Genomic DNA, 16108 nt, shown 5'->3' on the forward strand with positions numbered 1-16108 from the left:
AGCTGAATTAAATTACAATCAGCTCGCCTTGTAGCGCACCCGCTTGACGCAGCGCTTCAAGAATGGCCATTAGGTCTCCGGGTGCAGCGCCTATTTCGTTCACCGCTCTTACGAGCTGGTCGAGCGTAACGCCTGGGTCAAACTTAAACATGCGGCTGTCGTCTAAATCGACATCAACAATTGAGCGAGGAACAACCACCGTCTCGCCGCCCGCAAATGCATTTGGCTGGACAACCTGTGGGTCTTCAGAAATGGTAACGGTCAAGCCACCATGGGTAATTGCCGCTGGCATCAATCTCACGTCTTGTCCGATTACGATGGTGCCGGTGCGGCTGTTCACAACGATGCGAGCAGGCGCGGTAGCCGGCTCAAATTCAAAGTTTTCAATAGTGGCCAAAAAGCCCACTCGCTGCGCTACATCGCGCGGTGCCATGACTCTAACCGAAGCTGCATCTAGGGGCGTGGCAATCGCATAACCATTATCGGGATCAGCGCCTAAGCGCTGGTTAATTTTGTCTGACATCGCTTGGGCGGTGCTAAAATCTGGGCTGTGTAAGTTCAGCGTTAGATAGTCGTTTTGCATAAGGCCGCTTGGCACTGACCGCTCTACCACGGCGCCATTTGCAATCGTGCCAACGGTAGGAGTATTGCTGACAATACGAGAACCATCATTGCCCTGCACGCCAAACCCACTCACCACCAGTGACCCTTGTGCAACGGCGTAGACTTCTCCATCAAGTCCGCGCAGAAAGGTTTGTAGCAGCGTGCCGCCCTGTAAACTGGCAGCCTCACCTACCGACGACACGGTAATGTCTATGGTTTGGCCAGGTTTGGTAAATGCCGGAAGCTCTGCGTGAACGGCTACGGCCGCTACGTTTTTAATTTTTGGCTTAACGTTGTCATCTAAGCTTATGCCAAAATTACTTAACATGGTGCGAAATGATTGCTCGGTGAACGGACTGGTTTCTCCCGTTCCCGGTAAACCAACCACCAAACCATAGCCTACCAACTGGTTAGAGCGTACGCCCTGCACGCTGGCAAGGTCTTTGATACGCTGGGCGCTGTAGGCTGGCAGCACAGACGTTATACCTAACGAAAGGGCTAACGAAAAGGCTAACACCCGGGCACTGAAGCACGAGCCTAAAGAAGAGACACGTATCATAGTGGCCACCATGTAGATGAGAAAAATTGAGTCAACCAACCTTTTTCTTGAGCTCTTGCAAAGCTGCCCGTGCCGCTATACTGAATGCGCGCATTAGCAATTTTAGTCGATTGGATTTCGTTAGTAGGCGTTATGTCAGCCGGTCGAATCACTCCGGTCAAACGGATGTATTCATCGCCATTGTTTAGCGTCAACCACTTCTCACCGCGAATGATTAAGTTTTGATTAGGCAGAACGTCTACCACCGTCACCGAAATATTGCCTTGCAGGCTATTGCTTTGACTAGCTTGCGCATCGCCAGTGAATTCATTGCTTGAGTCCATACCGAGTTGAATGGCTTCTTTACCGATTTGTATGGCATTGCCGCCAAGACCCACTATCGGTTGCAAATCAACACCTGATTCTTTTGAGGTAGAGGTACCGGCACTTTTCGTGGCATTTGTATTTTCACTTAAGCGCACCGTAATGATATCGCCGACCCTGCGCGCCTTTACATCTGAATATAAACTATTGGCCATCGCCGGCGTGAATAAACTCCCGGTCTGTGCGATTTGTTCGCGTTTGACTACCGGCACCGCCGGTGCGTAAAAGGGGTCGTTCGCCGCTATTGGCTCTGATACCGTTGACTTACATGCGCTAAGCGCAATGATTGCCAGCAGTAAAAACATCATATGACCTTTCATACTAAACCTCTTATAACTGCTGAATAACCTGACCAAGCATCTGGTCAACCGACGAAATAACCTTTGAGTTCATTTCGTACAAACGCTGACTTTCAATCAGATTTACAAGCTCTTCGGTTACGTTGACATTAGAGGTTTCAAGCGTACCTTGTGCTATGGTCCCTAAGCCCTCTAAGCCGGGCACACCCTGAATAGGCGCGCCAGATACCGCCGTCTCGGCATATAGATTTTGTCCAATGGGTTGCAAACCTGCCGGATTAATAAAATCGGCGAGATTTATCTGACCCAGTACTTGTGGTTCTGCTTGTCCACGCAGCTGCGCTGAGACTTCACCATCTTGAGAAATCGTCACCTGCTGTGCATCTGGCGGTAAGGTAATAACTGGTTGTAAGACAAAACCTGCGCCAGGGGTAACCATTTGACCCTGATCGTTTAATGTAAACTGGCCGTTTCGCGTATAAGACGAGCTGCCGTCGGGCATCTGAATTTCAAAAAATCCGCGACCTTGTACCGACATATCAAGGGCGTTTTCTGTTGTTAACAAATTACCTTGTGTATGCGTTTTTTGCGTCGCGACCACCTTCGAACCTGCACCAAGCATAAGGCCTGAGGGCAGTTCGGTGTCGGCAGAGCTGCGCCCGCCCGGTTGATTAATATTTTGATAGAGCAAGTCTTCAAAAACCGCGCGGTCTTTTTTAAAGCCAACGGTACTGGCGTTGGCCAAGTTGTTTGATACCACCGCCACATCTGTTTGTGCGGCGTCTAATCCCGTTTTACTAATCCAAAGAGCTGGGTGCATATTAAATACCTTAGCGAGCTAATCGCTGTTAAATCATTCTTAGTAAGGCGTTGCCGCGCATAGACAGTTGGTCTGCTTTGTTCATTAGCTTGACCTGCATTTCGTAGTGACGCTGAAGGCTAATCATTTGCACCATTTCTTCTACCGCGTTGACATTGGAACCCTCCAACATGCCTGATCGCACAGATACCGTAATATCTTGCTGGGCAAAACCACCTTCTTTAAGTTCAAATAGTCCGTCTTCGCGACGCTTGATTTGGTCTACGTTAGGATTGACCAATTTTAATCTGCCCACGTCTTCAATTGCGTTCTCAGGCGCGCCTTGTAGACGAGTAGAAATCGTGCCGTCGCCGGCTATGGTGATATTCTGAACTGGCACAGGCAAAAAAAGTGGCCCGTTTTCACCCAGCACTAAATTACCTTTTGAGTCTTGTAGCGCGCCCTCGGCAGTCATTGTGAAGTTGCCGTTGCGGGTAAATGCTTCACCGCCCTGCGGGGTTTGTACTGCAAACCAGCCGTCGCCTTGAACAGCAACGTCTAGCGGACGGTCGGTGGTAATCATTGCACCGCCGTCATAATTATTGCTAGGACTTTCAGTCATGCTAAATACGCGAGACGGCAAACCTTCGCCGTAGGCCGGCATTGCTCGTGCTTGTTCAAGCTGCGCTTTAAAACCGTTAGTTTGCGCATTCGCCAGATTGTTGGCGCGCACGCCAGTGGCCAGTAAGTCTTGATTTGCACCGCTAGCGGCGATGTAGAGTAGCTTATCCATTATACTGCCTTAATATGTCAAAAATCGACCTTAACTAAGACTAAGCAATTAAAATGCCAGAAGTGGCGTTGGGGGATGATAAGTGGGTCTGCAATGGCGGACTACAGTCCTTGTATCAAAAAATGAATAAATGATTGAGATGTAAAATCAGCGTCATACTCGGCATTCGTTCACCTTCGATGAGAATGAAAAAGTGTTACGCGCCTTTGTAACTTAATGATGTTAAAGCAAGCTGAGATTTTATTAACCTCAGCTTACTTAAACATTAGGTTTATCGAATGTTCAGGATGGTCTGGTTGAGCTGGTTATTTACCTCAAGCGCTCTTGAGTTTGCCTGAAAGTTTCTCTGCGCAATAATCATATCAATAAGCTCGGTGGTTAGGTTTACGTTTGCCTGTTCAAGGGCTGACGAATTAATGTCACCAAATGTACCGGTCGTCGCTTCACCTGCTAAGGCTTCACCCGATAAGATACTCTCCTTCCATGCTGTACCCGACTGCTGCGTCAAACCTTGCTCGTTTGCAAAGCGTGCTAACGCTACTCGTACAATAGGTTCAGATGTTCCGTTTGAAAACGTTGCTCGCACCAAACCGTCTGGACCGATGTCAATACCGGTCAATCGTCCTACCGGTAGACCATCTTGCTCCAGTGAGGTCACTTCAAAGGCTGACGCGAACTGAGTGGGCTCATTTGGATTAGCGCCATTTGGGTCAAGATTAAAATCAATGGCAATTTGCTGCGTCGCATCAGAGCCATTCGCCAAAATAACGCCGCCAAGCGCCTCGGTGACAATTTTTCGGTCAAGCTGCGCAATACCATCGGCCGACTCTATGCCAATAAAGTCGCCGCCGTCACTAAATTTTAGTTTTGCTGCGGTTACCGCATTGCCCGTGGCTGTACCAACTGAGTTAACGGCTGTAGCAGGATCAGCATCACTTCCATCAGAATTGGTCATGTCTACTAACACATCGTCTACAGAGGCTGCCACATACCATTCGTTAACATTGGCTGGGTCGTTGTCTTTCATAAAGTAATAAGTCATGACGTGACTATCGCCAAGTGAGTCGTACACGGTGACCGATGTTGCCGCGTTATAGGTGAGCGGATCTGAAGGGTCAAAATCTGCAGGGTCTTTTACTTGGTCACCCGCAGGTAAGTTAAATCGTAAGTCTACTTCTGATGTTTTTTGCGGTGAACCTGATGAATCAGGAATACGAACTGGCACCGTTGTACTCAAGGCCACAGACGCAGACGTGCCGTCAGGGTTTACTGGAAATCCCAATAAATTGTCTCCGGCAGAATTGACCACAAAGTTATTACTATCTAATTTAAATTGGCCGGCCCGTGTAAACGAAAAGTCGCGAGAGGTAATTTCAGGTACTGTAGCGAAAAAACCATTTCCGGTTATTGCTAAATCGAGCGAGTTATTGGTAAAACTTAAACTACCTTGAGAAAACTGCTGAGACACTTCTTGTGTCAATGCACCGTCACCTACCTTGGTTTTACCTGAGGCAAGCAAAGAGGCTGCGTAAACATCTCCAAACTCGGCGCGTGATTCTTTAAACCCGACCGTATTCACGTTGGCGATGTTGTTTGCCGTTGTGTCTAAATCTTTTTGTGACGCAGATACACCACTGAGTGCGATATTAAAAGACATGCTTTTCTCCTATGAATTACCGATTTGAATGACGTCGTCTAGCTTGATACTGACATCACCATCTAAATTAAGCACCACGCCCGCGCCCGAGCCTGATAGGCTAACGCTGTCAACGTGGCGATGAATCGCTGTAGGAAGCGCTTGGACTTCGCCAAACACTTCACCTTGAACCTGAACGGCATAATCACCCGCCGGCAATTTATTGCCGTTTTTGTCGGTGCCGTCCCAGTTAAATTCGATATTGCCAGCAGGCTGAGTACCCACCTGCATTGTGCGCACTACTTCACCGGCGCCGTTGTAAATATTAATTTCAGTATTTTGTGTGCTTTGCTCGTTAATAATAACGCCGCTAATAGAGCCGTCAGCACTGTCTTTGTGCCCGATATTACCGGTTACCAGCACTTCTTGACCGATTAAGCTCGACGCCTGAAGGGCTTGGTTCGACGTCATAGACGCTGCAAAACTGGAAAACTGTTCGTTTAACTGCGTGATGCCTTCTGCCGTGCTGAACGATGTCATCTGCGCTACCATTTGGTCGTTATCAACCGGTTTTGTTGGGTCTTGATTTGCTAACTGCTCGGTCAGCAGGGCAAAAAAGTCTTCCTGATTTAAGGTTTGCTCGGTACCGTCGGACACCTTTACTTCTTTTTCGGTGTTCCAATAAAGGTCGCGATTAAGGCCTTGTTGTTCTAAAACATTCATAAAATATCCTCTATATGACAGCTGCGCTTAAGCGGCTAAGCTGACTACTGCCCTTGACCGAGTTGTAAGACTCGACGGAAAATACGTTTGGTGGTGTCGGCTACTTGCACATTGGTCTCATAAGCCTTTGATGCTGACATCATGTCGGCCATTTCTTCGACGATGTTGACGTTAGACTTATAGATGTAGCCATTTTCATCAGCCATTGGATTGCCAGGCGCATACTCGATTTGCAAGGGTCGCTGACTTTCCACAATACCTTTCACCTCAACGCCAACGCCTTTTGACTGGTCGGCCGATGCCTGATCCATTGCCGCAGCAAACACAGGATGACGCGCGCGATAAGTATCTTCGTAACTGCTGCTCACACTGTTAGCATTGGCAATGTTGCTCGCGGTGGTATTCAAGCGGACATTTTCTGCCGCCATGCCGGTGCTTGAGATTTTCATCACATTAAATAGGCTCATTATTGACCTCCGCTGCTAAGTGCTTTTTTCATGCCGCTGAACTTGCCGTTTAACAACATTAAACTGGCCTCGTAACGCATGCCGTTTTCAAGAAAGGCGTTACGCTCTTTTTGAACGTCGACGTTATTGCCGTCACCGGTATCGGGTTGATCTTGAATTCTAAATTTCACGTCAAAGTTTGGACCGCTGCCGCCTGCGATGTGCTTATCGTTAGTGCGAACCAAGCTTGATGCGCTTGGCTGAGAACCTTGAGAGCTTTGCATGGCAGTTTTCATCGCGCTTTGGAAATCAATATCGCGCGCCTTATAGCCAGGGGTGTTGGCATTGGCAAGATTGCCTGAAATGACTTCCATTTTATCAGCACGCACCTTCAATGCGTTATGATGAAAGCCAGCTAAGCGGTCTAAGTTAATGGCCATATTGAATTACCTGAACAATGACTATGATTTGAGTATTGCTGAGGATTTAGCAAGTGCTATGCCAAATAAAAAAGGAGGGGGGATGTTTTTATCGCTTTTGGACCGATTGCCTATGCACGACGTCTATAATAAAGGCCTCTAGCGCATTTTTCCATTTTTAAAACGTCTTCTGCCCCGCTGACTGACTCTGCCGCACCTAACATCACAGCGCCATCGGCTGGCAACAAAGCGGCGAGTTTTTGCAGTATGCTTGCCTTATTATCGGCATCAAAATAAATCAACACGTTGCGACAAAAAATAATATCGAATTTACCCAAGGCATAAAAACTGTCCAGCAAGTTCACGCGTTTGAAAGACACCATAGATTTAATCGACTCATTTACTTTTAGCTTGCTTTTATCAACTCTTGAGAAGTATCTGTCTTGCATGGCAGTAGGCAATCCGCGCGCAATGGCAAGCTCGTCATATATACCATCGCTAGCGAACTTTAGTACTTTTTGCGAAATGTCTGATGCAATGATTTCAACGCCGGCACTAAACGCACTGGGCTGACGCCGTTTAAATTCAGAGATTACCATCGCGATAGAATAAGGCTCTTGACCGTATGAACAGGCACTGCTCCAAATTCGCAGCTTTTGCGTCGTTTTGGCGATAGCCGGCAGTAAATCGTTAGCTAAAATCTGATAGGGATATTCGTCGCGAAACCAAAAAGTTTCGTTTGTCGTCATCGACTCAAGTGCGCGCTCCGTCAAACTGGTATTTTTGCCATCGATGGCTCTAGCGATAAATTCGTTGATATCAAGCGCATCAAACTCACGCATCACCATAGACAAACGACTGCTCACTAAATACTGTTTGTTCTCACCTAGTGTAATGCCAAGCCGCTGCGCCAAAAAACGAGCAAACTGTCCATAGCTCACGTCGTTTAATGCTGGGGTTGGCGCTACGGTCACTTATGCCTTGCCTTTTAAGTCGGTTTGAAGCCATTTCTGAACAGCGGTTGCCAATTCGTCAGGATGAAATTTTGCGATAAAATCGTCTGCGCCAACTTTTGACACCATGGCTTGATTAAAGACACCACTTAAAGATGTATGCAGTATCACGTGCAAGCGAGACAATTCAGGATTGTTTTTGATTTCGGCGGTTAAGGTGTAGCCATCCATTTCAGGCATCTCGATATCAGATACAAGAATACCTACTCTATCGGTAACATCGCCGGTTTGCGCCGCAATCTCCTTCAACCGTGTTAAGGCCTCTAAACCATTTTTCGCCATTTCGATTTCGAGCCCTAGCGTGTTGAGCGCTTTTTTAACCTGATTTCTGGCTACGGACGAGTCGTCAGCAATAAAAATGATTTTGCCTGTACTTTTTGATACGTCAACGTTGTCTGAAATCTCGCTGGATACATCTGTTGAAAGTGGCGAGATTTCATTCAGAATTTTTTCTACGTCGAGTATTTCGATGAGCTCTTTGTCCACTTCGGTCACGGCTGTTAAGTAACTTGCTTTGCCGGTCCCAGTTGGTGGCGGCATTATTGCATCCCAGTTGGTATTAATAATTCGCTCAACTGAACCCACAAGAAATCCCTGCACCGAACGGTTGTACTCAGCAATTATAATAAAGCCAGATGTAATGTCTTCTATTGGAGCGCCACCCGTGGCCATCGACAAATCGATGACAGAAATAGTTTGGCCGCGTATATGGGCAACGCCTCTTACCAGAGCATTTAGCTTTGGTATAGAAGTGAGCGGCGGACATTGCAGCACCTCACGCACCTTAAATACGTTTATACCGAAACGCTGTTTTGAATTAAGCCTAAATAATAAAAGCTCTAAACGATTTTGTCCTACCAGCTGCGTGCGCTGGTTAACCGAATCTAAAATACCCGACATGAAATCCCCCGATGATGGTTCGGCACGATAGTTGCGTACAGTTATGTATTAACAAAAGAATGACGCTTTTAGCGATTATCGACACTTTTATGACAGCTATCGATAAGAGCTAGAACGCTATAAAAATGGACGTCAATCATGCAATACATGTTACATATCCCTGTATCGACCAGATTAAGCATTGTCTTTACTTTATTTTTTGTGAGTTTGACTGCGCTGGCACAAACTTCTAACCATATGATGATTCAGGTTCAAGCCGAAGAATATGTGCTGCACAACTTACTTGATGCTAGCGACGCCGATATCAAAGTAAATGTAAGGGAAATAGATGAACGCATTCAAATCCCCTACTGCCCAGAGGGCTACCAATTTGCTAGCCCAAATTACGATTCGCGCCTAACAAATATATCCGTCAAAGTTACCTGCCCCAGTAATCAGTGGTTTTTGTTCACTCACGTATCCATTCAAAACTTGCAGCAAGTGGTCGTAACAAGCGATACCTTAAGCCCGGGTGCGATGCTCTCTTCAAGAAACATGAAAATTGCCGATATAGATAAAGGCAAAATAAGAGGGTCTACCTTTAGTAGCATGAGCGACTTGGCGGGAGCCCGAATTAAAAGAAGAGTAAGACCCGGTACGATCCTGAATGAATCAATGCTGTGTTTTGTGTGTAAGGGCGATAGAGTCACCATTAGTGCCATTACTGGCGGCTTAAGTATACAGGTATATGGCATTGCTGAAGAGGACGGCACCCTAGGCGAAACCATTCAAGTTCGCAACACATCGTCAGACAAACTGGTGTTTGCAACGGTGTCGGGTACCGAAGAAGTACAAATAAAAATTTAATTTCTATAACTTGGTATAGGAGTTGCTAATCAAGTATTAAGAACGCTACATATGAGTCAAAAATTATTTTACACCGACTCATAGAAACTGGGAAAACAGCTTAAGACTCGCTCTAACCCAATGATTTATTTAGCTTATATGTATTACAAAGCGTATTGTAGAATGTGGTATCAATCATATGTTCGTCAATAAAATGCTATAATAATGCAAAGTGACAAAAAAATGTCATAGTTAGCACTAAAGATTACAATAGTGCGGCCGATACAGAGATGTAGAGGTAATAAACGGTGGTGCAAATATTATGTCAATTAACAATATAAACAACACAAATAAGCCACAGCTAGACCCGGCCAAGCTTGCTCAACAGCAAACTCAAACCCAATCGTCTGGCAGTGCAAATACAGCAGGTGCGGCGCAAAGCGCAGCGCCGGCAAAGCAGGACTCTGTTTCGCTCACGCAGTCTGCACAGCAGCTTGCTAATGTGCAGAAAAAAGGTGGCGAAGCACCTGTGAATCAAGAAAAGGTAGACCGCTTGAAAAAAGCCATTTCAGAAGGCGAATATCGAGTGAACCCTGAGGTATTAGCAAATAAAATTGCGGTCCTTGAGTCTCAAATACTAGGCGTTAAAGCGTAGGATACATTATGACTACAAGTCTTGAGAATGCGATAAATAAACAGCTTAGCTTGCTTTGCGAGCTAAAAGTGGTGCTGGAACAAGAGTTACATTTAATAAGCTCTCGTGAACCTGAAACACTGATGCAGTTGCTAAACGATAAGCAGGCTCTTTTAGCCGATATCGAGTCGCAAGACCAGGCGGTAGAGATAATGTATAAACGCGTAGCAGAGCAATCGGCTATTCCAGATGCGTGTCAGGCATTGCTTGAGGACTGCAAAAAAGTCTTGGGCGAATGTAAGTACCTGACGGCGATTAATGCCAAATCGGTCGAGCATGGTCAGTTGCGCCTAGTCCATTTGCGCAACATGATGATGGAGCTTCGAGCGAAAGAATCGATGACTTACAACCGCGCCGGACTTGCCATAGGCGACAGCGCTGGCAAAGGCGTTAGCGTGTAATTTCTAATACCACCCTACCTTTTTTCGAAAACGCGTCTTTAAGACGCGTTTTTTTGTGCCTTGCATCACATCCAAAAAAGACTATTCTAGACTGTACATTATTTGGTCAAAGACTAGGGCTTGTCTATGTATATAGTCACCAACAGAGCAGTGGATAATACCGGCAACATAAAAGCATTTGGCGATACGCCCAACCCCAAGGGCCCAAACGAACTTCGCCTTGTTAAAGTCACTCAGCATAACAAAACATGGAGAGTAGAGCCTTTAGAAGACAAACTCGAGCAGCCGCGCGTTGACCAGCTCAACAAAAAATTTAACTTGGATATTAATACTAACATTCCTTGGCACGCTTCGTTGGCTGTGGCATGCGACATTTTTGAACAGGCCCAAAAACAAAATAAATCCATATTATTTTTTGTCCATGGCTATAACAATGATGTAGGTGATGTGCTTAAAACCGCCGAACAGCTTGAGTCACTTTATAACGCCATTGTTGTTCCGTTCACTTGGCCCGCTAACGGCGGTGGAACGATATCAGGAACTGCCTCATATTTGAGTGACAAGGCAGACGCGCGAGCATCGTCTGGCGCGTTTAACCGCTTTGTTGAGAAAATACAGTTTTTTCATACCTTGATGTGCACCGCTAGTTTAAAATCAATTGCCCACAAGGTAGAGCAAAAGTATCAGCACCGAGACAACCCAATGGCAGCTGCTAGCCTCTACACTGAACTAGTTAGCGCGGTATGTAAGGTCAAAATTAATTTGCTATGTCACAGTATGGGAAACTATCTGCTTAAACACTCTTTGATGACCAGTGACAATAAAACCTCACAACTTGTATTTGATAATATTAATTTAGTGGCCGGCGACACCAACAACGAAAATCATGCACAATGGGTAGACAAAATTGACGTTCGCAAGCGAATTTATGTGGTAATTAACGAAAATGACGCTGCGCTGCGCGTGTCTCGCATCAAGCCTGGGGCCTCGCAAAAAGCACGCTTGGGGCATTTTCTAAAGAGCTTAAATAGCGAACACTGCGTGTATATTGACGTAACTGAGTGTGAAGGGGTAGGCAACGAACATAGCTACTTCAAGGGTGAGCCGGTAGAGCAAAATTCAGCGCTCAAAGCCTTATTTGACGATATATTTAATGGTCGCTGCGTAGAAAAACGGCTTACATATGAAGCCGCTGAAAACTACTATCATTTGTGATTGTATGCCGAGGCCATCGCTACCGCGTGGAATGTGCCTTAGTAGTAGCTTACATCTTTGACACGTCTGGGTTTAGCCGTGCTTAAATACAAATCATAAACCACCGCCATATCAAGCTCTAATTCGGTGGCATAGGTGTCATCCCCTATCGGGTAGGTTTTGAGCACTTTCGCTCCGCGTATCACGCCCTCAACGGTTGACTTAAGTTGATTGTTGGTTAGCACCAAATCTGCTAGTGATTGCTCGGCGTCAACTTTCTGTCCATACACTTGTTCTGCAAGCTCGCGATAAGCATCGAGTTTTGACGCTTTCATCGCCTGTATTCGTTTGCTTGAGTCATTGAGGCCTAGCTGTGCATTAATTGGGGCATAGCCGACTGCGCTCAATACGGGGTAGTTTTCTGGCTCAATGGTTTCCCATTCAACGTGTTTTGAAATTACCGACGAGCAGGCACTCATGAATATCAGTAAAGTTAACGCTAGCATGCGCGCGGCGATGCGCAAAAATTTGGTCGCTATATTTGCGTATTTGGTCTTTAAGTTGTCTATGCCTGACCGCGTAAAGCGTGTCGCTGCGCTTATTTGTCGCATTGCCTGGTGTGTAGTCTTAGGTGCAGTCTTTTGTAAAGTCTTGTGTAAATCTTCAGCATATCTAAAACACATGTTATTTCGCCTTGCTTTTTGCATACATGAACCACCTCATTAAGTAAGTTGTTTCAGTCGCTTAGTGTTAGTCGTTCATTTCATAACGGAATGTGAGTTAGATAAAGCAAAGCGTGTGCCATGGCTGCATTGGCAGAAGGGCAAACCTGCGCATATGGCACGTAACTTGTTTATATCGTATATCAATGACGTTAAATAATGATTTGAAGTTTATGGTCGTGTGTTTATCGCCGTGTATTGAATTTCTACTTCTAAATCTTAACTTCTTATTCGTAAGTACGAGGCTTTATTTGCAAGTAAAAGTTTGCAAATAAAAGGCCAAGCTACCCGGAGGAAAATATGACTACCCTTTTGACTAAGCGCTACTGCTTGCTAATGCTAATATCCCTGAGCGTTTTCGTTGCCAATGCACACGCGGCATGGTTTGCAGCGTCGGGACAGGCGGTAATTGTAAATGGCGACAAAGAGGCGGCTCGTCAACAAGCGACCGAAGAGGCTATCCGTCAGGCGCTCTTGTTTGCCGGCGCCTCTGTGACTAGCGTTCAGCAAATAACGAATGGCTTGTTGTTGAACGATCATTTAGAGGTCAGGGCTGCCGGTGAAGTCGCCGCAGTTGAATTAACTGATGAAGTTTACCAAGACGGTGTAGTAACCGTATCTATTCGTGCTGATATTTTTGCTCAAAACAGCCAATGTAGTGCAAGTGATTACACTAAACGTATTGCCAGCACCTATTTTCCCATTCGCTACGAAGGACAAGCTGCCAACGGTCAGATACAAAAACTAGGTAAAGAAGTGGCGCTTAAGTTTCAAAGCATCATGGATAAAATGAGCTCCGCTCTGCAAATTAGTCATATAGAGCCCTATGTATTCGACTGGCATTTAGCCGATGTTGAAACATCGGCAAGCGTACTAACGAACAAAACAAACACACAATATGTATTAACCGTGAGCATTGATGACGTGTCTGTTGAAAAGCAGCGGCCTTCCGCGTTTGAGTTTTACAAAGGTGATCAGCAGGTGCGTGCATTTGACTTCAGCGTCGCGATAGTTAACGGCGCGACCGGCGAGCAATTGTTCAGTAAAACCTATCGTTCACGAGCCAACTGGGAATTTGATAGAAACGAACGCGTGGACGTGGGCTCCAAACGCTTTTGGCAAAGCCAGTATGGTCAAAATATCGTGAAACAAATACAGCACAGTATTGCTGAACTAGAGGAAAATACGCGGTGTGAACCTACCATGGGTCGCGTTTTAGCGGTAGCTAATAACCAGTTGCAAATTAATCTAGGGCGCAGTCATAAGGTTCAGGCAGGAGACAAACTGACGCTGTTCAATGTAAAGGAAGTAAGCGATCCCTTTGGTCAGTCCTATCAGCAATTTAGATTGCACCCTACTTCACTTATCGTAAAGCAAGTCTACAACAATACGGCAACGGCTATGTCGGCCGACAACAGCTATTTGGGAGATGTGCAGCCGAACGACTTTGTCGCTCGGCAGTAGCAAGAAAAAGACGCTTACACGCTAGAGAAACGGTAAACTTCTCATATCGACATCGGGGCCGAGGTTAAAGATAAAGACTGGACCGAACTCAATAATATGCGTACCTGTCGACACAGGAAAGTTTAATTGACTGCCATAGTTGGTAAAGTCTTCTGTGGCTTTTCCGGCGACTGCAAATGTTTGCCACCCTAAGGTTAACTCAACGTCTTTGGTCAAAATTTTATTGTAGGGAGGGCTGGCTTTTTGTATACCTAAGCCCGCCAGTCTAATTGTTTCATTGTTTTGGTCTTCAGGAGAGATTCGCCCCCAAAACATCATATACACCACATCGCCTTTTTTTATCTCACCGCCCACATCTGCGGTTACCGCATCATCCCAAATGTTTTTACCTGCTTTTTTAACGTTGAGTTGAATCAGCTTTCCGCCGGTGACATCAGCGTCGTTAACGTAGGTGGTTGTGAGGTTAGGCCCATAACTTCCCAGCTTATCTGCATAAGGGACATGAATCAGCTGGGCGCCCTCAGGTAAATAGGTAAGTAGTTTGGCGTAGGCTTTATCGACTTCTTTATTGCGGTCTGACTCTTGAGCGTGGCTGCTTGCGATAACACTTATCAGTGCAAAAAATAAAATAAAAGGTAGATGAATGACTTTCATATTTATTCTCGTTTCGTGGTTAGATTGAAATGACTGTTGTATTTCACATAAAAAAAGGGGCTAGTTAAGCCTAGCCCGTTTTTTGAAACTCAGGTTTTACGCAGTATCTATTGATATAGTCAAAGTGCCCGGGTATGCGCGTGACCGAATTATCAAGCACATGCTTAATATGCTGCATCTCATCTCGCAGCTTTTCTTCGGTCATGATATTAACTAAAGGGTGCGGAGACTGAGGATAAACATTTTGACCCACAAACACAGATATCCATGAAGCCTCGCCAAAAAGCTCACTGTCTTGACGCCAGAATCGTCCATTTTCTTGGAACAATTCAAACTTCTCTTTCAGAGTGTCTGGGATGTCCATGTTTTTACAATAGCGCCAAAACTCTGAATCATCGCGCTGCGTGGCTTTGTAGTGCAAAATAATGAAATCACGCAGCCGCGCAAATTCAATTTCCGACACCTTGTTGTAGGCGTCAATATCCGATTGTTTAAACGCCTTGGTCGGGAACATGATTATAAGCTTAGAAATGGCATTTTGGATCGTATGCAAGCCAGTTGATTCGAGCGGTTCAACAAAGCCAGCCGACAGGCCAATCGCTACTACGTTTTTCACCCATGGCGTTTTACGATAACCGGTGACCCATTTCAAATCACGTGGTTCGGCTAGAGGTTCACTCTCAATCGTCGACGTGAGATTGTGCAAAGCCTCCTCTCGACTCATAAATGCACTGGAGTATACACAGCCATTCCCTACTCGGTTTTGCAAAGGAATACGCCATTGCCAACCTGCGGTGTGCGCCGTTGAGGTCGTATTAGGGTTTACCGGATTCTTAATGGCGCATGGTGCAACCACTGCGCTGTCGCAAGGTAACCAGTGACGCCAGTCTACGTATTCGGCGCCAAGTGTTTTTTCAATCAGTAAGCCCTTAAATCCTGAACAGTCTATGAATAAATCGCCTTCAACGACCTGACCGTCAGCGAGCTTGAGGCTTTCAATAAAGCCGTCAGTTTCACGTTGCTTGATTTTATCGACTTTTCCTTCAATGCGCTGCACGCCCTTCTCGCATGAAAACTCTCGTAAGAACTTTGCGTAGAGGGTAGCGTCAAAATGATAGGCATAAGCAATGCTGCTAAGCGGCGAATTTTCGATTCGGGCAGGACGCATAAAGCGACCATTTCGAGCCGCTAATGCTTCCATTGAAAACTCTTCTAGCTCCTGCTGACTGCCTAGCTCGCGCATTTTCAGCCAGTATTGGTAAAACGGAAGAGGACCTACAGCAGTGCCGTGTTGGCCAAAAGGATGAATATAGTCATCGCCTATGCGTCCCCAGTTTTTAAACTGAATACCCAGCTTAAAGGTAGCGTTGGTTTTAGTAATAAATTCGTTTTCGTCAATGCCGAGTACCGCATTGAACTGAATAATTTGAGGGATAGTTGCTTCACCCACTGATACTGTGCCGATTTCTTCGGACTCAATCAGGGTAATATCGCAAAATTTTGTGGTAAGTTGTTTTGCCATCAATGCCGCACACATCCAGCCTGCGCTGCCGCCGCCTAAAATGACAATTTTTTTTATCTGATTTGCTTGTTGCATGTGA

18 protein-coding genes are annotated in these 16108 nt (G+C 45.8%); 5 read left to right on the top strand and 13 right to left on the bottom strand.

Annotated elements, in window-relative coordinates; translation table 11 throughout:
* Nucleotides 1-7: 7 nt before the first annotated feature.
* From ACFO4O_RS07265 to ACFO4O_RS07310, 10 genes are all read right to left on the bottom strand, one after another.
* Complete coding sequence (locus ACFO4O_RS07265) at nucleotides 8-1162, bottom strand: flagellar basal body P-ring protein FlgI (RefSeq protein WP_382406945.1); 1155 nt, start codon at nucleotides 1160-1162, stop codon at nucleotides 8-10.
* The gene (flgH, locus tag ACFO4O_RS07270) at nucleotides 1159-1845 is read right to left on the bottom strand and encodes a flagellar basal body L-ring protein FlgH (protein WP_382406947.1); all 687 of its coding nucleotides are present in this window, start codon (nucleotides 1843-1845) and stop codon (nucleotides 1159-1161) included. The genes ACFO4O_RS07265 and flgH overlap by 4 nt, the downstream gene beginning before the upstream one ends.
* A gap of 10 nt (nucleotides 1846-1855) precedes the next feature.
* Nucleotides 1856-2644 carry a flagellar basal-body rod protein FlgG gene (flgG, locus tag ACFO4O_RS07275; protein ID WP_382406949.1) on the bottom strand — a complete coding sequence of 263 codons (789 nt, stop codon included), beginning with the start codon at nucleotides 2642-2644 and terminating at the stop codon, nucleotides 1856-1858.
* Nucleotides 2645-2672: 28 nt separating this feature from the next.
* On the bottom strand, nucleotides 2673-3416 hold the full coding sequence (flgF, locus tag ACFO4O_RS07280; RefSeq protein WP_382406951.1) for a flagellar basal-body rod protein FlgF: 744 nt from the start codon (nucleotides 3414-3416) through the stop codon (nucleotides 2673-2675).
* Nucleotides 3417-3687: 271 nt separating this feature from the next.
* Nucleotides 3688-5073: a flagellar hook protein FlgE gene (gene flgE / locus ACFO4O_RS07285; protein WP_382406953.1), complete on the bottom strand. Its 1386-nt coding sequence runs from the start codon at nucleotides 5071-5073 to the stop codon at nucleotides 3688-3690.
* 9 nt (nucleotides 5074-5082) lie between these two features.
* Nucleotides 5083-5775: a flagellar hook assembly protein FlgD gene (locus ACFO4O_RS07290; protein WP_382406955.1), complete on the bottom strand. Its 693-nt coding sequence runs from the start codon at nucleotides 5773-5775 to the stop codon at nucleotides 5083-5085.
* Nucleotides 5776-5819: 44 nt separating this feature from the next.
* Nucleotides 5820-6242, bottom strand: a complete 423-nt coding sequence (flgC, locus tag ACFO4O_RS07295; protein WP_382406957.1) for a flagellar basal body rod protein FlgC — start codon at nucleotides 6240-6242, stop codon at nucleotides 5820-5822.
* Nucleotides 6242-6661 (bottom strand): flagellar basal body rod protein FlgB, encoded by a 420-nt coding sequence (flgB, locus tag ACFO4O_RS07300; protein ID WP_382406959.1) that lies wholly within the window; start codon nucleotides 6659-6661, stop codon nucleotides 6242-6244. Before flgB ends, flgC begins: the two co-directional genes overlap by 1 nt.
* A 110-nt stretch (nucleotides 6662-6771) precedes the next feature.
* Entirely contained in the window at nucleotides 6772-7614 is an 843-nt protein-coding gene (locus tag ACFO4O_RS07305) for a CheR family methyltransferase (RefSeq protein ID WP_382406961.1), read from the bottom strand.
* Nucleotides 7615-8553: a chemotaxis protein CheV gene (locus ACFO4O_RS07310; protein ID WP_382406963.1), complete on the bottom strand. Its 939-nt coding sequence runs from the start codon at nucleotides 8551-8553 to the stop codon at nucleotides 7615-7617.
* A 138-nt stretch (nucleotides 8554-8691) separates the two neighbouring features.
* Between ACFO4O_RS07310 and flgA the strand changes: the two genes are divergently transcribed.
* From flgA to ACFO4O_RS07330, 4 genes are all read left to right on the top strand, one after another.
* Nucleotides 8692-9399, top strand: coding sequence for a flagellar basal body P-ring formation chaperone FlgA (gene flgA, locus ACFO4O_RS07315; protein WP_382406965.1), 708 nt, complete (start codon nucleotides 8692-8694; stop codon nucleotides 9397-9399).
* A 301-nt stretch (nucleotides 9400-9700) separates the two neighbouring features.
* Complete coding sequence (gene flgM / locus ACFO4O_RS07320; RefSeq protein ID WP_382406967.1) at nucleotides 9701-10033, top strand: flagellar biosynthesis anti-sigma factor FlgM; 333 nt, start codon at nucleotides 9701-9703, stop codon at nucleotides 10031-10033.
* An 8-nt stretch (nucleotides 10034-10041) separates the two neighbouring features.
* A complete protein-coding gene (gene flgN / locus ACFO4O_RS07325; RefSeq protein WP_382406969.1) occupies nucleotides 10042-10473 on the top strand; it encodes a flagellar export chaperone FlgN in 432 nt (143 codons plus the stop codon).
* Between the two features lie 126 nt (nucleotides 10474-10599).
* Nucleotides 10600-11688, top strand: a complete 1089-nt coding sequence (locus ACFO4O_RS07330; RefSeq protein WP_382406971.1) for an alpha/beta hydrolase — start codon at nucleotides 10600-10602, stop codon at nucleotides 11686-11688.
* 38 nt (nucleotides 11689-11726) lie between these two features.
* Here the strand turns inward: ACFO4O_RS07330 and ACFO4O_RS07335 are convergent, their stop codons facing one another.
* Nucleotides 11727-12173, bottom strand: a complete 447-nt coding sequence (locus ACFO4O_RS07335; RefSeq protein WP_382408265.1) for an LPP20 family lipoprotein — start codon at nucleotides 12171-12173, stop codon at nucleotides 11727-11729.
* Nucleotides 12174-12689: 516 nt separating this feature from the next.
* Between ACFO4O_RS07335 and ACFO4O_RS07340 the strand changes: the two genes are divergently transcribed.
* On the top strand, nucleotides 12690-13853 hold the full coding sequence (locus tag ACFO4O_RS07340) for a flagella assembly protein FlgT (protein ID WP_382406973.1): 1164 nt from the start codon (nucleotides 12690-12692) through the stop codon (nucleotides 13851-13853).
* Nucleotides 13854-13874: 21 nt separating this feature from the next.
* On the opposite strand, the gene ACFO4O_RS07345 is transcribed toward ACFO4O_RS07340, so the two are convergent.
* Together ACFO4O_RS07345 and ACFO4O_RS07350 are read right to left on the bottom strand one after the other, a co-directional pair.
* A complete protein-coding gene (locus ACFO4O_RS07345; RefSeq protein ID WP_382406975.1) occupies nucleotides 13875-14507 on the bottom strand; it encodes a hypothetical protein in 633 nt (210 codons plus the stop codon).
* A 70-nt stretch (nucleotides 14508-14577) separates the two neighbouring features.
* The gene (locus tag ACFO4O_RS07350; protein ID WP_382406977.1) at nucleotides 14578-16104 is read right to left on the bottom strand and encodes a tryptophan halogenase family protein; all 1527 of its coding nucleotides are present in this window, start codon (nucleotides 16102-16104) and stop codon (nucleotides 14578-14580) included.
* Nucleotides 16105-16108 lie beyond the last annotated feature (4 nt).

Source organism: Glaciecola siphonariae, assembly GCF_042652645.1.
GTDB classification, from domain to species: Bacteria; Pseudomonadota; Gammaproteobacteria; order Enterobacterales; family Alteromonadaceae; genus Glaciecola; species Glaciecola siphonariae.